At 35.2% G+C, this 15,902-nt stretch carries 21 protein-coding genes and 1 pseudogene; 14 read left to right on the plus strand and 8 right to left on the minus strand.

Translation table 11 applies throughout. The annotated features are described in order from the left end of the window. Nucleotides 1-56: 56 nt before the first annotated feature. On the plus strand, nt 57-296 hold the full coding sequence (locus BHU68_RS12485) for a hypothetical protein (protein ID WP_069471253.1): 240 nt from the start codon (nt 57-59) through the stop codon (nt 294-296). 40 nt (nt 297-336) lie between these two features. Here BHU68_RS12485 and BHU68_RS12490 read toward each other — a convergent pair whose 3' ends face one another. Next, nucleotides 337-516: a hypothetical protein gene (locus BHU68_RS12490; protein WP_069471254.1), complete on the minus strand. Its 180-nt coding sequence runs from the start codon at nt 514-516 to the stop codon at nt 337-339. Nucleotides 517-732: 216 nt separating this feature from the next. On the opposite strand from BHU68_RS12490, the gene BHU68_RS12495 reads away from it, so the two are divergent. From BHU68_RS12495 to BHU68_RS12525, 7 genes are all read left to right on the plus strand, one after another. Beyond that, complete coding sequence (locus BHU68_RS12495) at nt 733-2,013, plus strand: TAXI family TRAP transporter solute-binding subunit (RefSeq protein WP_083234225.1); 1,281 nt, start codon at nt 733-735, stop codon at nt 2,011-2,013. A gap of 110 nt (nt 2,014-2,123) precedes the next feature. After that, nucleotides 2,124-2,543, plus strand: a complete 420-nt coding sequence (locus BHU68_RS12500) for a rubrerythrin family protein (protein WP_069471256.1) — start codon at nt 2,124-2,126, stop codon at nt 2,541-2,543. 55 nt (nt 2,544-2,598) lie between these two features. Continuing rightward, on the plus strand, nt 2,599-3,906 hold the full coding sequence (locus tag BHU68_RS12505) for a heterodisulfide reductase-related iron-sulfur binding cluster (RefSeq protein WP_069471257.1): 1,308 nt from the start codon (nt 2,599-2,601) through the stop codon (nt 3,904-3,906). A 2-nt stretch (nt 3,907-3,908) separates the two neighbouring features. Then, the gene (locus BHU68_RS12510; protein WP_069471261.1) at nt 3,909-4,493 is read left to right on the plus strand and encodes a DUF3501 family protein; all 585 of its coding nucleotides are present in this window, start codon (nt 3,909-3,911) and stop codon (nt 4,491-4,493) included. Between the two features lies 1 nt (nt 4,494). Continuing rightward, nucleotides 4,495-4,932 (plus strand): NADAR family protein, encoded by a 438-nt coding sequence (locus tag BHU68_RS12515; RefSeq protein ID WP_069471258.1) that lies wholly within the window; start codon nt 4,495-4,497, stop codon nt 4,930-4,932. Beyond that, nucleotides 4,925-5,569 carry an orotate phosphoribosyltransferase gene (gene pyrE, locus BHU68_RS12520; protein ID WP_069471259.1) on the plus strand — a complete coding sequence of 215 codons (645 nt, stop codon included), beginning with the start codon at nt 4,925-4,927 and terminating at the stop codon, nt 5,567-5,569. The genes BHU68_RS12515 and pyrE overlap by 8 nt, the downstream gene beginning before the upstream one ends. A gap of 441 nt (nt 5,570-6,010) precedes the next feature. Further along, nucleotides 6,011-6,223, plus strand: coding sequence for a CHAT domain-containing protein (locus BHU68_RS12525; RefSeq protein ID WP_069472918.1), 213 nt, complete (start codon nt 6,011-6,013; stop codon nt 6,221-6,223). 131 nt (nt 6,224-6,354) lie between these two features. Here the strand turns inward: BHU68_RS12525 and guaA are convergent, their stop codons facing one another. The 6 genes from guaA to trpB are packed head-to-tail and all read right to left on the minus strand — an operon-like array spanning nt 6,355 to nt 11,869. After that, nucleotides 6,355-7,899 carry a glutamine-hydrolyzing GMP synthase gene (gene guaA, locus BHU68_RS12530; RefSeq protein WP_069472822.1) on the minus strand — a complete coding sequence of 515 codons (1,545 nt, stop codon included), beginning with the start codon at nt 7,897-7,899 and terminating at the stop codon, nt 6,355-6,357. Nucleotides 7,900-7,906: 7 nt separating this feature from the next. After that, a complete protein-coding gene (locus BHU68_RS12535; RefSeq protein ID WP_069471849.1) occupies nt 7,907-8,359 on the minus strand; it encodes a hypothetical protein in 453 nt (150 codons plus the stop codon). Further along, nucleotides 8,352-9,134, minus strand: coding sequence for a lipid asymmetry maintenance ABC transporter permease subunit MlaE (mlaE, locus tag BHU68_RS12540; protein WP_069471848.1), 783 nt, complete (start codon nt 9,132-9,134; stop codon nt 8,352-8,354). The genes BHU68_RS12535 and mlaE overlap by 8 nt, the downstream gene beginning before the upstream one ends. Further along, nucleotides 9,128-9,925, minus strand: a complete 798-nt coding sequence (locus BHU68_RS12545; protein WP_069471847.1) for an ABC transporter ATP-binding protein — start codon at nt 9,923-9,925, stop codon at nt 9,128-9,130. The genes mlaE and BHU68_RS12545 overlap by 7 nt, the downstream gene beginning before the upstream one ends. Further along, nucleotides 9,918-10,688 carry a tryptophan synthase subunit alpha gene (gene trpA, locus BHU68_RS12550; protein WP_069471846.1) on the minus strand — a complete coding sequence of 257 codons (771 nt, stop codon included), beginning with the start codon at nt 10,686-10,688 and terminating at the stop codon, nt 9,918-9,920. The genes BHU68_RS12545 and trpA overlap by 8 nt, the downstream gene beginning before the upstream one ends. Then, entirely contained in the window at nt 10,685-11,869 is a 1,185-nt protein-coding gene (trpB, locus tag BHU68_RS12555) for a tryptophan synthase subunit beta (protein WP_069471845.1), read from the minus strand. Before trpB ends, trpA begins: the two co-directional genes overlap by 4 nt. 56 nt (nt 11,870-11,925) lie before the next feature. Between trpB and BHU68_RS12560 the strand changes: the two genes are divergently transcribed. From BHU68_RS12560 to BHU68_RS12575, 4 genes are all read left to right on the plus strand, one after another. Then, nucleotides 11,926-12,438 carry an AAA family ATPase gene (locus BHU68_RS12560; RefSeq protein WP_069471844.1) on the plus strand — a complete coding sequence of 171 codons (513 nt, stop codon included), beginning with the start codon at nt 11,926-11,928 and terminating at the stop codon, nt 12,436-12,438. A gap of 6 nt (nt 12,439-12,444) precedes the next feature. After that, entirely contained in the window at nt 12,445-13,659 is a 1,215-nt protein-coding gene (locus tag BHU68_RS12565) for an RNA-binding domain-containing protein (protein ID WP_069471843.1), read from the plus strand. 71 nt (nt 13,660-13,730) lie between these two features. Then, nucleotides 13,731-14,060: an AAA family ATPase gene (locus BHU68_RS12570; RefSeq protein ID WP_069471842.1), complete on the plus strand. Its 330-nt coding sequence runs from the start codon at nt 13,731-13,733 to the stop codon at nt 14,058-14,060. Between the two features lie 17 nt (nt 14,061-14,077). Then, nucleotides 14,078-14,353 carry a hypothetical protein gene (locus tag BHU68_RS12575; RefSeq protein WP_141698860.1) on the plus strand — a complete coding sequence of 92 codons (276 nt, stop codon included), beginning with the start codon at nt 14,078-14,080 and terminating at the stop codon, nt 14,351-14,353. 108 nt (nt 14,354-14,461) lie between these two features. On the opposite strand, the pseudogene BHU68_RS12580 reads toward BHU68_RS12575, so the two are convergent. Continuing rightward, nucleotides 14,462-14,611 (minus strand): annotated as a pseudogene (locus BHU68_RS12580) (ATP-binding cassette domain-containing protein); the annotation flags it as partial. A 54-nt stretch (nt 14,612-14,665) separates the two neighbouring features. On the opposite strand from BHU68_RS12580, the gene BHU68_RS12585 reads away from it, so the two are divergent. Together BHU68_RS12585 and BHU68_RS12590 are read left to right on the plus strand one after the other, a co-directional pair. Continuing rightward, nucleotides 14,666-14,857 carry an immunity protein TriTu family protein gene (locus BHU68_RS12585; RefSeq protein ID WP_069471839.1) on the plus strand — a complete coding sequence of 64 codons (192 nt, stop codon included), beginning with the start codon at nt 14,666-14,668 and terminating at the stop codon, nt 14,855-14,857. Nucleotides 14,858-15,507: 650 nt separating this feature from the next. After that, nucleotides 15,508-15,902: AAA family ATPase (locus tag BHU68_RS12590; protein WP_141700087.1), on the plus strand; the 395-nt coding region annotated here is incomplete at its 3' end.

Below are 15,902 nucleotides of genomic sequence, written 5' to 3' on the forward strand. Positions count from 1 at the left end.
ATAATATCTTAATATATAATATCATCTATTGCTAGGTTTTTTTAAGGAATTTTAATATGGTTTTTAATGCAAATCTGAATAGTTCATATGATTCAAGACAAAAAAAGAGTAAAACTCGTGTCTTCTTGTTGATAATGGTGGGATTATTGATAGCTGGTTATTTTCTGGTGCCAAAATTTTTAAAATTTAATTCAGCCGAAAAAACAGCACAAACTATAGAATCAAACGCAACTCTGACAGAGTCACAAATTGTGAAGGAGATTGAATTACCTAAATTAGAAGAGATTAAACATTAATTTTGTAGGGGAATATTTAGAACCCCTACCATATGAATAATTAAGGCATATCTTTTTTTGGTTTTTTCCAATCAAAAATTATTTCACTTTCTGTAATATTTATATATTCATTTGCTTGACTATTTGTTGATATTGTTAATGCTCCTAAAACAATAGTTATAAGAATAAAAGTATTAGTTGTTTTTTGAATGTGTTTATTTATATTTTTTAAAGTTTTCATGATTATTTTATTAATTATAAGCAGTAAATATACCATATGAACTTAATACTTACTAAGTACCTAAGCACAAAAAATACCAATTTATAGTTTATATTTAGTAAAGCATTCACTTATAAAATATAATGTTTATAAAGAATCTTGAATTTATTGTAAAGAATATGTCAAAATGACTTTTATCCAATAAACTATTCCATTAATTAAAAAAAGGTTTATATAATGAAGTGTAGATTCTGTAAGGTTTCGATTGTGACTATTGCAATCATTTTTTTAAGTTTTCTAATCGCATACCAATTTGTTGAGCCACCACCACCAAAAGAAATCAGTATGGCTACTGGTAGAGAAGGTGGAGGCTATTACAAGTCTTCTTTGCAATACCAAAAGCAGTTAGCGGCACAAGGATTTCACTTAGAAATTCAACCAACAGCAGGATCAATTGAAGTTCTGCAAAAACTCAAATCTGGAGAAGCCTCAATTGGGTTAGTGCAAGGTGGTACCGCAAAAGAAGTTGAAGGTTTGCAATCTTTAGCTAGTTTATTTTATGAACCAGTTTGGGTTTTTCATCGTAAAGATCAGCCAATTAAATATTTATTTGATTTGCGCGGCAAACGCATAGCAGTGGGAGAAAATGGTAGTGGTACCAAGCCTTTAGCTATCCAATTATTGAGTTTTAATCATGTGACTCCAGACAATTCTAACTTTTTAAATTTGTCTAGTCGGAAAGCGGCAGCAAAATTAGCAGCTGGAGAAATTGATGCAGCTTTTTTTGTAACTTCTCCTAAAGCTGGTATTATTACTGAATTATTAAGTAATCCTGCAATTGAACTTCTAAATTTTAGACGACATCTAGCTTATAGTAGCCGTTATCCTTTTTTAACTCATATTGAAATTGGAGAAGGCATGATTGACTTAGAAAACAATATTCCTGCTAACAATAAAATTTTATTAGCGGCAACAGCAAGTCTTGTAGTTCGCCAAGATTTGCATTCTGATCTGATTCCATTACTATTAAGAAGCTTAATCAAAGTTCATAAAAACGGTGGGATGTTAGAACAACAAGATCAATTTCCATCAAATAGGTTTGTAGAATTCCCAATGAATTCAACAGCAGAACACTATTTGGTATCAGGACCCAGCTTTTTAGAAAAGATTTTCCCTTTTTGGTTAGCTACTTCTATTGATAGATTAAAAATATTGTTAATTCCATTAATTGCTATTTTATTACCTTTATTTAAAGGGTTTTTACCAATATATACTTTTACTATTCGCCGTAAAATATTTCGTTGGTATGAATTGTTACGTGAAATTGATGAACAAATTCATAAGTTTTCAGAAGTCAATATTATTGATGAAAAAATTGAGCGATTAAAATTTCTACAAAAAGAATTAATTGAACAAGTGTCAGTACCCCTATCACATATGGGTGAATTTTATGGTCTGCGTATGCACATTAAATTAGTACTTGAACGTTTACAAGAACGACGGGATGAATTAGTTTAGTAATAAGTTTAACTTATTAAACTAAACAATAAAAACAATTAGACTTATTAAGCAAATAGTAGCATTATTGTAAACGATTAAATTTCAATCATATTCTTGGAGAATCCTTTATGGAACTAAAAGGTAGTAACACTGAAGAAAATTTAAAAGATGCTTTTGCAGGTGAATCACAAGCTAATCGTCGCTATTTATACTTCGCAGCTAAAGCTGACGTAGAAGGTTACAATGATGTATCAGCAGTTTTCCGTTCTACTGCTGAAGGCGAAACTGGTCATGCTCATGGTCATTTAGAATATTTAGAAGTTTGTGGTGATCCAGCAACTGGTTTACCTATCGGTGGAACTGCTGATAATCTCAAAGCCGCTATTGCTGGTGAAACTCATGAATATACTGATATGTATCCCGGCATGGCAACAAAAGCCAATGAAGAAGGTTTTGATGAAATAGCTGATTGGTTTGAAACTTTAGCTAAAGCAGAACGTTCACATGCTAACCGTTTTCAAAAAGCTTTAGATAATTTAGACGCTTAATCACCCCCTCCTTCCCCCTTATGGGGGATTTACAACATTACAAAGAGACTTTATTATGCAACGCGAAGGTAATTTAGAAGCTCCCACCAGACATGCCGTTGATTGGCAAAATCCAGATTTTTATAAGGAAAGTTCTTTATTTGAAGAATTAGAACGAGTTTTTGATATTTGTCACGGTTGTCGCCGCTGCTTCAATTTATGTCAATCATTTCCTACTCTATTTGATGCAGTAGATGAATCTGATACTGGTGAACTAGATTCTGTAAACAAATCTGTTTATTGGGATATAGTGGATCATTGTTATTTATGTGATATGTGTTATATGACTAAATGCCCTTATGTTCCTCCACATCCTTGGAATTTAGATTTTCCACATTTAATGTTAAGAGCTAAAGCAGTTAAATTTAAAAATAAAAAGACTAAATTACGTGATAAAATTTTAACATCTACAGATACAGTAGGAACTTTATTAGGTATTCCAGTTATATCACAAGTAGTTAATGCCGCTAATAATAATAAAACTTTAAGAAAAATAACAGAAAAAGTAGTTGGAGTTAGTGCTGATGCTATATTACCCAAATTTCATACTAATACTTTACGTAAACGCGATAAAACACGTACAGCAATTGAATCTGCAAAGAAAGTAGCATTATTTGCAACTTGTTATGGTAATTATAATGAACCTGAAATAAATCAAGATCTAATAAAAGTATTTGAACATAATGGCATAAAAGTAATCTTAACACAAAAAGAACGTTGCTGCGGAATGCCAAAATTAGAATTAGGAGATTTAGAATCAGTACAAGCAGCAAAAGAAGCCAATATTCCAATTTTAGAAAAATTAGTTGATCAAGGTTATGATATTGTTGCACCAGTTCCATCTTGTGTATTAATGTTTAAGCAGGAATTACCTTTATTATTCCCAGATGATGCCGCTGTTAAAAAGGTACAACAAGCTATGTTTGATCCTTTTGAGTATTTGATGTTACGACATAAAGAAGGCAAATTAAATACTGAATTTAAACAAGAATTAGGAACAATTGCTTATCAAGTATCTTGCCATTTACGAGTACAAAATATTGGAATGAAAACTCGTGACATTTTACAATTAATTCCAGAAACCAAAATAGAAGCAATAGAACGTTGTAGTGGGCATGATGGCACATATGCGATCAAAGCTGAAACTCATGCCGCTTCAATGAAAATAGTCAAGCCAGTAGTAAATCGCGTCAAAAAAGCCGAAGCCGATTATTACAGTAGCGATTGCCCAATGGCAGGGCATCAAATTGAAAATGGTTTAGGAGCAGATGCAGCAAAACCTACTCATCCAATGACATTATTATGCCAAGCTTATGGAATTTAATTATGCAAAAATTAACACGTAGTGATTTATACAGCTTAGAACAATATGCGGAAAAACGCGCAGAATTTCGCGCACAAGTAATGGCGCATAAAAAAAATCGCCGAGTGCCGATTGGAAACCATGCGACATTATATTTTGAAGATCGTTTAACTATGCAATATCAAATTCAAGAAATGTTGCGAGTTGAGCGGATTTTTGAACCAGCAGGAATTGAAGAAGAATTAGCGGCTTATAATCCACTAATTCCAGATGGAGACAATTGGAAAGCCACATTTATGATAGAATACAGCGATGTTGCAGAACGCCAAGCGGCTCTAGCTAAACTAGTTGAAATTGAAAACCAAGTATGGATAGAAATTGCTGACACAGATCGAATTTATGCAATAGCAGACGAAGATTTAGACCGTACTACCAGTGATAAAACATCAGCAGTACACTTTCTACGTTTTCAATTAAATGCAGAACAAATCGCGGCTGTTAAGGCTAATGCAGAGATTGGTGTTGGTATTGATCATGTCAATTATAAATTTGAGAATAAGCCAGTGGCTGATAATATTCGTGAAGCTTTAGCGGCTGATATTTTATAAAATGACTATATATTTCTATTCCAGCGCAGATGAATACTATGAATTTTCAAATTTTTCCAAACATGGTTTTGAGCTGAAAAATAAATACTGGCCAACAGTAGAACACTATTTTCAAGCTCAGAAATTTCCCAATCATCCACAAGAGGAACTTATTCGTACTGCCTCAACTCCAACAATAGCCAAACGATTAGGCGGTACTCGCTCGGTTCCTTTACGCGCCAATTGGGAATTGGTTAAAGAAGAAATGATGAAAAAAGCTCTTTTGGCTAAATTTCGCACTCATGAAGATTTGAAAACGCTGTTACTCAATACTGGCAAAGAGAAATTAGTTGAAAATGCACCTCGTGATTATTATTGGGGCTGTGGTGCCAATGGCAACGGCAAAAATAGATTAGGTAAAATACTTATGGAAGTACGAGAGATTCTTCGTCATGAATAACAATTATCAACAAGATTTTTTAGAATTTGCGATTGCTAAAAATGTATTACGTTTTGGCAATTTTACACTTAAATCTGGACGACAAAGTCCCTATTTTTTTAATATGGGATTGTTTAATGATGGTCAAGCTATTGCCCAGCTTGGGCGTTTTTATGCGCAAGCAATTGAACAAGCTCAGATAGAATTTGACCTCATTTTTGGTCCAGCTTACAAGGGTATCCCTCTTGTAACTACTACTAGTATTGCTTTAGCTGATCATCATCAACGTAATCTACCTTATTGCTTTAATCGTAAAGAAGTTAAGGATCATGGAGAAGGAGGTAATATTGTTGGTGCGCCACTTCAAGGTCGAGTATTATTAATTGATGATGTTATCAGTGCTGGTACAGCAATACGTGAAGCAGTTGAAATTATTCAAGCTGCTGGTGCAGAATTAGTTGGAGTAATAATAGCTCTAAATCGTCAAGAACGTGGACAAGGCAAATTATCAGCAATTCAAGAAATTGAACAACAATATAATATACCTGTAACTAGCATTGTCAATTTAGATCAACTAATCCACTATCTTGAACCACAACCAGAAAGAGCAGCAGATTTAGCCGCTATTAAAGCTTATCGTCGGGAATATGGGGTTTAGCTTTTATGATAGATTATTACAGGTACTCTATCTAGTTGATACTAAAATTTAAATCAAGTAAAAAACTATTTTGAAACTAAAAATACGTATCCTACGCTCCAGCGCATAAGCCCTGAAGGGGCGAAATAATATAGCCTAGGGCAACGCCCTAGGGATGATGTATATTATATGTCAGCCCTGAAGGGGCGAAATAATATAGCCCATTATGCTAGCACATTAAATAATATTCGCTCCTAGGGCGTTGCCCTAGGCTATATTATTTCGCCCCTTCAGGGCTTGTCAATCAAAGCTCCTAGGGCGTTGCTTATCATGAAGACAATTATGGTGTGTTTTGTTTTGAAGATGATCGTGGGCAGGCGCAGGAAGTTAAGGATACTGAGGGCGTGGAGTGCAATGTGTGGTAATCTCTGCTTGTGAATCGGCGAAAGCTACTACCAATGTTTGGCGCAACAGGGCATTAATCATGTAGTTGGAATGCGAGAATCAATTTTGGATCAAGCTGGAATTGTGTTTGCAAAGAGTTTTTGTGATGCAATTGGACGACGGGAACGAGTTGATGTTGCTGTACAAAATGCTAGGCGAGCTATTTTAACTAAATCGGCGATAACAGAGGTTTGTGTGCCACCTTATTTAATATTGCTCATATTCATTTAGCTAAACAAGAAAAAGAACAAGATTGTTTAAATTTTTGGAAAAACTTGGCATCTAAAATTACTTGAATATACCAAACAAATTAGTGGCAGAAGACCTGACAGGTTTTAAAAACCTGTCAGGTCTGAGAATTTTTATTCCCACTCAATAGTAGCAGGCGGCTTACTAGAAATATCATAACTAACTCGCGATATTCCTGTTACTTCATTAATTATTCTATTTGAAACTGTTTCTAAAAGATCATAAGGTAAATGTGCCCAGCGTGCAGTCATAAAATCAATAGTTTCTACGGCTCTTAGAGCAACTACATAATCATAATGACGCGCATCTCCTATTACTCCAACAGATTTGACAGGTAAAAATACCGCAAAGGCTTGGCTGACTTTGTCATACCAGTTGCTATTACGTAATTCCTCAATAAAAATAGCATCAGCTTGGCGTAGAATATCAGCATATTCTTTGTTCACTTCACCTAAAATTCTTACCCCTAATCCCGGTCCGGGAAATGGGTGTCTATATACCATTTCATGCGGTAAACCTAATTCAACTCCTAGTTTACGCACTTCATCTTTAAATAATTCTCGTAGCGGTTCGACTAATTTAAGTTGCATTTTTTCAGGCAATCCACCAACATTATGATGAGATTTTATTACTGCTGACTTAACTCCAGCTCCTGCTGATTCAATAACATCAGGATAAATGGTACCTTGAGCTAACCATTTTGCATCGGTTAATTTGAAGGATTCCTCTTCAAAGATTTCAATAAATAAATTACCAATAACTTTACGTTTTTGCTCAGGATCAGTTTTATTTTCTAAGGCAGCTAAAAAGCGTTGTTCAGCATCTACTCTGATTACGCGCACACCCAAATGTTCCGCAAAAGTAGCCATAACCTGATCACCCTCATTCAGACGTAATAAGCCATTATCAACAAAAACACAAGTCAACTGCTTACCAATTGCGCGATGCAATAAAGCGGCAACAACAGAAGAATCAACTCCACCAGATAAACCTAATAAAACCTGATCTGTTCCCACCTGATGACGTATTTGTTCGATGCTATCATCAACAATATTAGCTGCCAGCCATAGCGATTCACAAGCACAAATCTTATGAATAAAATTCTGTAAAATTGCCGCACCTTCTACAGTATGAGTAACTTCAGGGTGAAATTGCACACCATAAAACTGTCGCGACTCATCAGCCATACAAGCAATTGGAGCATTATCAGTAGAAGCAATAGTTTTAAAACCAGAAGCTAATTTAGTAACATGATCACCATGACTCATCCAAACATCTAAAACAGATTGATCAAATAATTGACTCTGTTCTAATACAGCAACCTGAGCATAACCAAATTCACGTAAACTGGAAGCCTCAACAGCACCCCCCAATTGCAGTGCCATAGTGTGCATACCATAACAAATTCCTAAAACCGGAATACCTAAACTAAAAACACATTCTGGAGCGCGAAAATCAATATCAGCCTCATTAACAGACTCAGGGCTACCAGACAAAATAATCCCTTTAGGCTGAAACTTTAAAATTGCCGATTCATCAATAGAATATGGTTGAATTTCACAATAAACCCCAGCCTCTCGAACGCGCCGCCCGATCAACTGAGTATATTGAGAACCAAAATCAAGAATTAAAATTTTATGGGAATGGATGTTTTTCATTGTTGTATTATCTAGCCTGCAAATGAAGTCGTTTCAATAGAAAAACTTGTAAAGCTCTATAAAAATACCACCAGTCTTTAGCTACATATTTAAATAGTCTCGGTTCTCCACGAGAACCTTGTTCTTGTAAAGTAATACTAATTTGGTAGGCTTGATTGGGTTTTTCTGGGGATTGGGCGTGGATGATAATTTCTAAATTTTTGTAGTTGCTGTTTGATCCCATTGTTGGATCTGTTGCTATTGGTATCGCTTCTACTCCTAATCTAGCACGATATAGAATATCATTTACCATATCTTTCATAGTATCAAGCACTTCTTCTTCTCTTTTTGTGCCTTTTAATCTTATATTTATGGCTTGTATAGTCGGCGCGATCTTTTTTAGTTGTACTTCATCTTCTGTTGCTGTTGCTACATTAAATGAACTCAATAGAATAAATGTGAAAATTATTTTTTTATACATTGTTAAACATTAAAGCTGTTAGTATGAAATCAAGTGCTAAAGTCGCTAATGAAGCATGTACAACTGTTCTTGTGGTTGCACGGCTTACGCCTTCAGATGTTGGTGTACAATCGTAACCTTCAAAAACTGCAATCCAAGTTACTACTATACCGAAAATTATGCTTTTTATGATGCCGTTTACTACGTCATTCATAAAATTAGTTTGGGCTTGCATTTGTGACCAATATGCCCCTGAATCGACTCCTAATAATTCAACTACTACTAAATAGCCGCCGATAATCCCAACCGCGCTGAATATCATCGCTAATAAAGGCATGGTAAATATACCTGCAATTAGACGGGGAGCAATTATGCGTTTGATTGGATTTACCGCCATCATTTCCATAGCTGATAATTGTTCAGTGGTTTTCATTAGTCCAATTTCAGCAGTTAAAGCTGAGCCAGCACGCCCTGCAAATAATAATGAGGCTAATACTGGACCTAATTCTCGCACTAATGATAATGATACTACTGCCCCTAAACTTTCAGTAGCACCAAAATTTACTAGTGTATTATAACCTTGTAAACCTAAGACCATCCCCACAAATAGCCCTGAAACAAGAATAATGCTTAAAGATAAAACACCAACAGCATAGATTTGAGCGATGATTAAGGAAGGGCGTAAAAATATACTGGGTATGTTAGCTAGTACTTGTAGCAAAAAAATGTGTCCACGCCCTAAGCGTTGAACAATGCCAATTGTGGCACTACCGATGCGTTGAAAAAAATTTAACATAATAAGTCTTCTGCGTAATCTGGTGCTGGATAATGAAATGGCACTGGACCATCGGATTCGGCATTGATAAATTGTTTCACCCAAGCAGAATCAGAGGTTTTTAATTCATTTGGTGATCCTTTACCAACTATTTTGCCATTAGAAATAACATAAATAAGATCCGCTATTTCAGCAGTTTCATGTACATCATGTGATACTATAATACTGGTTAAATCTAAAGCGTCATTGATAGAACGAATTAGCCGCACTAAAACTCCCATAGAAATAGGATCTTGCCCAGTAAAAGGTTCATCATACATCATCATCATTGGATCTAAGACTAAAGTTCTAGCTAAAGCAACTCGTCGCGCCATTCCGCCTGATAATTCATTTGGCATTAAATCACGCGCTCCGCGTAAACCTACTGCCTCTAATTTCATTAGAACTAAATTACGAATCAGGGATTCTGTTAATTTAGTATGTTCGCGTAAGGGAAATGCTACATTTTCAAATACAGTTAAATCTGTCAGTAAAGCACCGGTTTGAAATAACATTCCCATACGTTTACGCAAATTATAAAGTGCCTTGGTTTTTAAACTTGGTACATTTAAACCATCAATTTCAATTGTACCAGCATCTGGGTGAAGTTGCCCACCAATTAAGCGTAATAAAGTAGTTTTGCCGGTGCCGCTGGGTCCCATAATCGCAGTAATTTTACCACGTGGTATGTCCATATCAACACCATCAAAAATCAAACGTTCTCCCCGCCTAAAGCGGAGATCACGAATTTTAATGAAATTTGTATTATTCATTGAATTCTCGTATAAATGCAGATGCTACTTCTAAGACTTGATCTTCAGAAGTATTTTCAATTAGTTGTACTAAGGCACTGCCTACAATTACAGCATCACTAATTGTAGCTACTTGTGCCGCTGTTTTTGCATCTTTGATTCCAAAACCTACCCCAATTGGTAAATTAGAATGTTTTTTAATTTCTGTTAATTTCTCAGCAACACTATTTAAATCCAGATTGGCACTGCCAGTCACTCCTTTTAAGGATACATAATATAAATATCCCTCGGATTGGCTGGCAATTTTTTTAATCCGTTCTGTAGTAGTAGTTGGAGCTATGAGAAAAATTGGAGCTATATTATAGTTTTTTAATATCTTAGTAAATTCAGTTGCCTCTTCAGGCGGTAAATCAACAGTTAATATACCATCAACTTGAGCATCTTGTGCAGCTTTTGCAAACTTTTCATAACCCATTATTTCTATTGGGTTTAAATAACCCATTAGTACCACTGGTGTAGTTTGATTGTCAACTCTAAATTGTTTTACCATTGCTAAAACTTTAGTAAGACTAGTACCAGCGGCTAAGGCGCGTTCACTAGCGCGTTGAATAACTGGTCCATCTGCCATTGGATCAGAAAATGGAATACCTAATTCAATCAGATCAGCTCCAGCTTCAACTAAAGTGTGCATTAGCGGCACTGTTAAGTTTGGATTAGGATCACCTGCTGTGATAAATGGTATTAGTGCGGTTTTTTTATTAAAACAATTAGTGAAACGACTCATATTTCTATTCCTTCAAGCGTAGCAACAGTGTGAATATCTTTATCACCACGTCCTGATAAATTAACGACTATAATTTTATCTTTGTCAAGAGTAGGCGCAATTTTTTGACAATAAGCTAGAGCATGACTAGATTCCAAAGCTGGAATAATACCTTCTAAACGAGTTAGATCATGAAATGCTATTAAGGCTTCTTTATCAGTGACGGCTACATAATTGACGCGCCCATTATCCTTTAACCAAGCATGTTCAGGACCAACACCGGGATAATCCAAACCAGCAGAAATTGAATGAGTTTCAATTATTTGACCATTTTGATCTGACATTAAATAGGTACGATTACCATGTAAAACGCCCGGTTTACCAGCACATAATGGAGCGGCATGATTTCCAGTTTCTAAACCATCACCAGCGGCTTCGACACCATAAATACTAACATGTTTATCTTCTAAGAATGGATAAAATAAGCCAATAGCATTAGAACCGCCACCAACACAAGCGATTAAGACATCAGGTGAAATTTGTTCACGTGTTTCTCTACCAATAATAGTTTGAAAATCACGTACCATTGCAGGATAAGGATCAGGTCCTGCGACAGTGCCTATGATATAAAAGGTGTTATCGACATTTGTAACCCAATCACGCATGGCTTCATTGAGTGCATCTTTTAAGGTTTTAGAACCAGATTCAACTGCGCGAACTTCGGCACCTAAAAGGCGCATACGATAAACATTAATAGCTTGACGCTTAATATCTTCCGCGCCCATATAGACCACACATTCCATACCGAAGCGAGCTGCAACAGTAGCAGTAGCGACACCATGTTGTCCAGCACCGGTTTCGGCAATGATACGCTTTTTACCCATACGTTTAGCCAATAATGCTTGCCCAACGGTATTATTAATTTTATGAGCGCCGGTATGATTTAAATCTTCGCGTTTCAAATAAATTTGTGCGCCACCTAAACGTTCAGACCAACGAGCGGCATGATATAAAGGAGAAGGTCGTCCAACAAAGTGTTTTAAATCATGATCTAATTCAGCTAAGAATTCAGGATCTTGCTTATAATATTCATAAGCTTTTTTCAATTCATCAAGTGGCTGCATCAAGGTTTCAGAAACAAAGAGACCACCGTAAGGTCCAAAGTGACCCTTTTCATCAGGTAGATTATAATAATCAGTCATTAGCGAACATAAAGTTTTTTGATTGAATTTGATATTTTATCATTATAATGAAACATATGAAAATAAAAATTCCTAAATTCTCTTTGGTAGTAATGATTGGTGTTTCTAGTGCAGGCAAAAGTAGTTTTGCCAAAAAACATTTTAAAAAAACTGAAATAGTATCTTCTGATGAATGTAGGGCAATTATTTCTGATGATGAGAATGATCAAACTGTTACCAAGGATGCCTTTGCATTGTTACATTATATTATAGCTAAACGCCTTAAAAATCAACGTTTAACAATAGTAGATGCTACTAGTGTACAAACAGAAAGTCGTAAAAGTTTAATTAATCTGGCACGAAAATATAATTATGTAGCTATAGCTATAGTTTTAGATATTCCAGAGCAAATGTGTCAAGATAGACATAAAGTGAGACAAGATAGAAACTTTGAAGATTATGTAATCAGCAAGCAATATCAAGATTTAAAAAGATCGATAAAATATTTAAAATCTGAAGGTTTTAGGAAGGTTCATATACTTAGATCAGCAGAAACAGTTGATGCGATAACGGGAATTGTTAGGGTTTGAAGAATTATGAATAATAAAGAATTATTAGATATAATCAGCAACGGGGAAAATTATAATCTTGAATTTAAACGTGATAATTTACGCCCTGAACAATTAGCTAAGGAAATTGTGGCATTTGCTAATTTTCAAGGTGGGAGAATATTACTCGGTGTAGAAGATGATGGTAGTATCTCTGGCATACAACGAGAAAATTTGCAAGATTGGTTGATGGATACTGTATTTGGTCGTTTTATCCATCCACAGATTATACCGTTTTATGAAGAGATTATCATGGATGATGGTAAAAAGGTAGCTGTGGTGACAGTTGCTATGGGCACTACTAAGCCTTATGTAGTAAGGCATAATGATCGTGAAGATGTTTATATCCGTTTTGGCAGCAGTAGTCGTTTGGCAAGTAGAGAACAACAATTACGTTTATTTCAAACAGGTGGCTTATTACATGCTGAATCTTTACCTATATCAGGGCGCGGTTTTGATCAATTAGATAAGCGACGCTTAGAACAATATTTAGCTAATATTATTGAAGATGATGAAATTCCTACTTCAGAATTAGCTTGGCATCAAAAACTACAAAATCTTGATCTCATGGTAGCAACTGAATTTGGTACGCCAGTATGTACAATCACTGGTTTATCATTGTTTGGTAAGCAACCTTGTTATGGTTTACCACAAGCTGGGATTCATTTATTAGTTTTTTCTGGAAAGGAAATGGATTATGATGCGAGCTTAGATGAAATATTAAATATACCGTTTACTGGATTAACTAGTGCGATTAATCATCGTGATGTATTGGAATATAGTTTACCGGATAGAGTTTTGTATTATTTACAACCTTATATTTCTGAAGAGCGTTTAGTTTCTATGAGACGAATACGGTGCTGGGATTATCCCAAGGCTGTGATTCGAGAACTAATTGTTAATGCTTTTGCCCATAGAGATTGGACGAATCCTAACAAGGTTAATCTGAATATTTATGCTAATCGCCTTGAAATAACTAGCCCGGGCGGATTAGCTAATAGTATGACTATAGAAAAAATGAAAGCTGGGCAGCGTTTTCCACGTAATCCGATTATTACTAATATTTTACGAGATTATAATTTTATGGATAATCGCGGCATGGGAATACGTCGCAAGATTATTCCGTTAATGAAAGAACATAATGGTACAGAAGTAAATTTTGAAGTAACTGAAGATTATGTGAAAGTTACTCTTTGGAAATAACTATATAAAACATTCCTATGTTAAAATGTAAAAAGTGCTTGCAAAAAGTCTAGGTTTTGAGATAAAAGACGATGAAAAGAATACTTTATACACAATTAATTAAGTGGCGAGACTCACGAGTTAGAAAACCACTGCTGCTACATGGAGCAAGGCAAGTTGGAAAAAGTTATCTTCTGGAACAATTTGGAAAAAATGAATTTCCAACGTTTTTTCGATTTAATTTTGAACAAATGCCACAACTTGCTAAGATTTTTCAGGCTGATCTAGTACCAAAGCGAATTATTCGAGAATTATCCTTGGTAGCTGGAAAAACTATCATTCCTGAAAAGCATTTGCTTATTTTTGATGAGATACAAGAATGTCCTAAAGCATTGACTAGTTTAAAATATTTCAATGAATAAATGCCATAATTGGCTTTGTGCTGTGCTGGTTCTCTGAATCTTTTCCAGTGGGTAAAGATCAGCTTTTTGAAAGTTTGAAATCAGCCAATATTCCTGAAATTGTTCATGATATGCTATGGGAACATTTAATGGAATATTTTATAACTGGTGGTTTGCCTCAAGTTGTCAAAGAATATATACCATTGCGAGACACTCCAGTTGAAGCCCGTTATAATACGCGAAAACTTCAGCAAGACTTACTCGCAAGTTATTACGCGGGCGCAACTAATTCAATGCATATAAGCGACGCTTAGAACAGTATTTAGATAATATAATTGAAGATGATGAAATTCCTACTTCAGAATTAGCTTGGCATCAAAAACTACAAAATCTTGATCTTTGTTAAAGATAAAACACCAACACCCAGTAAAAGGTTCATCATACATCATCATCATTGGATCTAAGACTAAAGTTCTAGCTAAGGCAACTCGTCGCGCCATTCCGCCTGATAATTCATTTGGCATTAAATCACGCGCTCCGCGTAAACCTACTGCCTCTAATTTCATTAGAACTGGTAAAGCTCAAGAAAGTAAGCACCATTGTACAGTTATTATGTAGAATTTTAGGTGCCTATTTCTTATGTTAAACCCACTTCCTATGAAGGTTGGGCTAAAATTATGATTAAACAATTTGAAAAATGGTTGAGTGAAAAAGAATCATTTTTACGTCAGAAAGGCTTTGCTATAACTATTTCACATTCTCCAACTAATATTGAGAAATTTAGTATATGTGTTGATATTGATATATTATATATATGAGTATATAAAACGAAAATCCGTTTATTCCGAATAAACGGATTTTTATTTAAATTGGAGAAACTAAAAATGAAATTTTCAATAAAGCTATTAATACTATACCAATTAGTATTAAATTCAGCTCTAGCAGATATTGTAACAACCCAATTCGGTGGGACTCAATAGCTAGATCCTCAGATGGCCATTATGCCTTGTCTGGCTAATATGATAACACCATGAAAATAAAGTAAAATAGCTACAACTAGCGGCAGAACTAAACGGTCAAGCACAAATAGACCTATACATTGCTTTAATCCTACCAAACGGCCAATTTATAACATTCCAATACCCATCAACTCCAAGCTGGCCAAATGTAGCGGAAATATATAAAGCTGAAATAAAAATAGAAAAAAAAACAAGCATTTCAATTCCCCTAAAACTACCAAACGGAGCAACATTAGGACAATATCAAGCATGTGGAGTACTTGTAAAAGCAAATACAGAAGCTTTAAAACAAGAAAACTGGATAGATATTAATTGTCAGGAGTTTGAGGTTTATTAATTGATATTAAAGACCTGACAGGTTTTTAAAACCTGTCAGGTCTAAAACCCGACAAAGGATGATTTATCTGCCGTATAATACCAGTTAAATATTTAACTAGTAATTAAAAAAAATGCGTCTAAGTAAAATAAAACTGTCAGGTTTTAAGTCTTTTGTGGATCCAACAACCTTAAATTTCCCCAGTAATACGGTAGGAATTGTTGGACCTAACGGTTGTGGTAAGTCTAATATTATTGATGCTATTCGGTGGGTTATGGGTGAGAGTTCGGCTAAGCAGTTGCGCGGTTCTCAAATGAGTGATGTGGTTTTTAATGGTTCTCGCACTCGTAAGCCGGTTGATCAGGCTTCTATTGAGTTGGTTTTTGAGGGTGTTAATGTTCCTCAGTTTCCTGATCATTCTGAAATCGCTGTTAAACGCCAGTTGTCTCGTAGTGGGCAGTCTGTTTATTTTCTTAATAATGTTCGTTGTCGGCGTAAGGATATTACTGATTTGTTCTTGGGAACTGG

This window comes from Candidatus Marithrix sp. Canyon 246 (assembly GCF_001723685.1).
Taxonomy (GTDB): Bacteria; Pseudomonadota; Gammaproteobacteria; order Beggiatoales; family Beggiatoaceae; genus Marithrix.

Bases quoted from the DNA above. Each gene is read 5' to 3' on its own strand.
- BHU68_RS12515 (WP_069471258.1), top strand. From the start codon at position 4,495: ATGACTATATATTTCTATTCCAGCGCAGATGAATACTATGAATTTTCA.
- BHU68_RS12560 (WP_069471844.1), top strand. From the start codon at position 11,926: ATGAAAATAAAAATTCCTAAATTCTCTTTGGTAGTAATGATTGGTGTT.
- pyrE (WP_069471259.1), top strand. From the start codon at position 4,925: ATGAATAACAATTATCAACAAGATTTTTTAGAATTTGCGATTGCTAAA.
- BHU68_RS12500 (WP_069471256.1), top strand. From the start codon at position 2,124: ATGGAACTAAAAGGTAGTAACACTGAAGAAAATTTAAAAGATGCTTTT.
- mlaE (WP_069471848.1), bottom strand. From the start codon at position 9,134: ATGTTAAATTTTTTTCAACGCATCGGTAGTGCCACAATTGGCATTGTT.
- BHU68_RS12565 (WP_069471843.1), top strand. From the start codon at position 12,445: ATGAATAATAAAGAATTATTAGATATAATCAGCAACGGGGAAAATTAT.
- BHU68_RS12510 (WP_069471261.1), top strand. From the start codon at position 3,909: ATGCAAAAATTAACACGTAGTGATTTATACAGCTTAGAACAATATGCG.
- BHU68_RS12505 (WP_069471257.1), top strand. From the start codon at position 2,599: ATGCAACGCGAAGGTAATTTAGAAGCTCCCACCAGACATGCCGTTGAT.
- BHU68_RS12495 (WP_083234225.1), top strand. From the start codon at position 733: ATGAAGTGTAGATTCTGTAAGGTTTCGATTGTGACTATTGCAATCATT.
- BHU68_RS12490 (WP_069471254.1), bottom strand. From the start codon at position 516: ATGAAAACTTTAAAAAATATAAATAAACACATTCAAAAAACAACTAAT.
- BHU68_RS12535 (WP_069471849.1), bottom strand. From the start codon at position 8,359: ATGTATAAAAAAATAATTTTCACATTTATTCTATTGAGTTCATTTAAT.
- BHU68_RS12545 (WP_069471847.1), bottom strand. From the start codon at position 9,925: ATGAATAATACAAATTTCATTAAAATTCGTGATCTCCGCTTTAGGCGG.
- guaA (WP_069472822.1), bottom strand. From the start codon at position 7,899: ATGAAAAACATCCATTCCCATAAAATTTTAATTCTTGATTTTGGTTCT.
- BHU68_RS12485 (WP_069471253.1), top strand. From the start codon at position 57: ATGGTTTTTAATGCAAATCTGAATAGTTCATATGATTCAAGACAAAAA.
- BHU68_RS12570 (WP_069471842.1), top strand. From the start codon at position 13,731: ATGAAAAGAATACTTTATACACAATTAATTAAGTGGCGAGACTCACGA.
- trpB (WP_069471845.1), bottom strand. From the start codon at position 11,869: ATGACTGATTATTATAATCTACCTGATGAAAAGGGTCACTTTGGACCT.
- trpA (WP_069471846.1), bottom strand. From the start codon at position 10,688: ATGAGTCGTTTCACTAATTGTTTTAATAAAAAAACCGCACTAATACCA.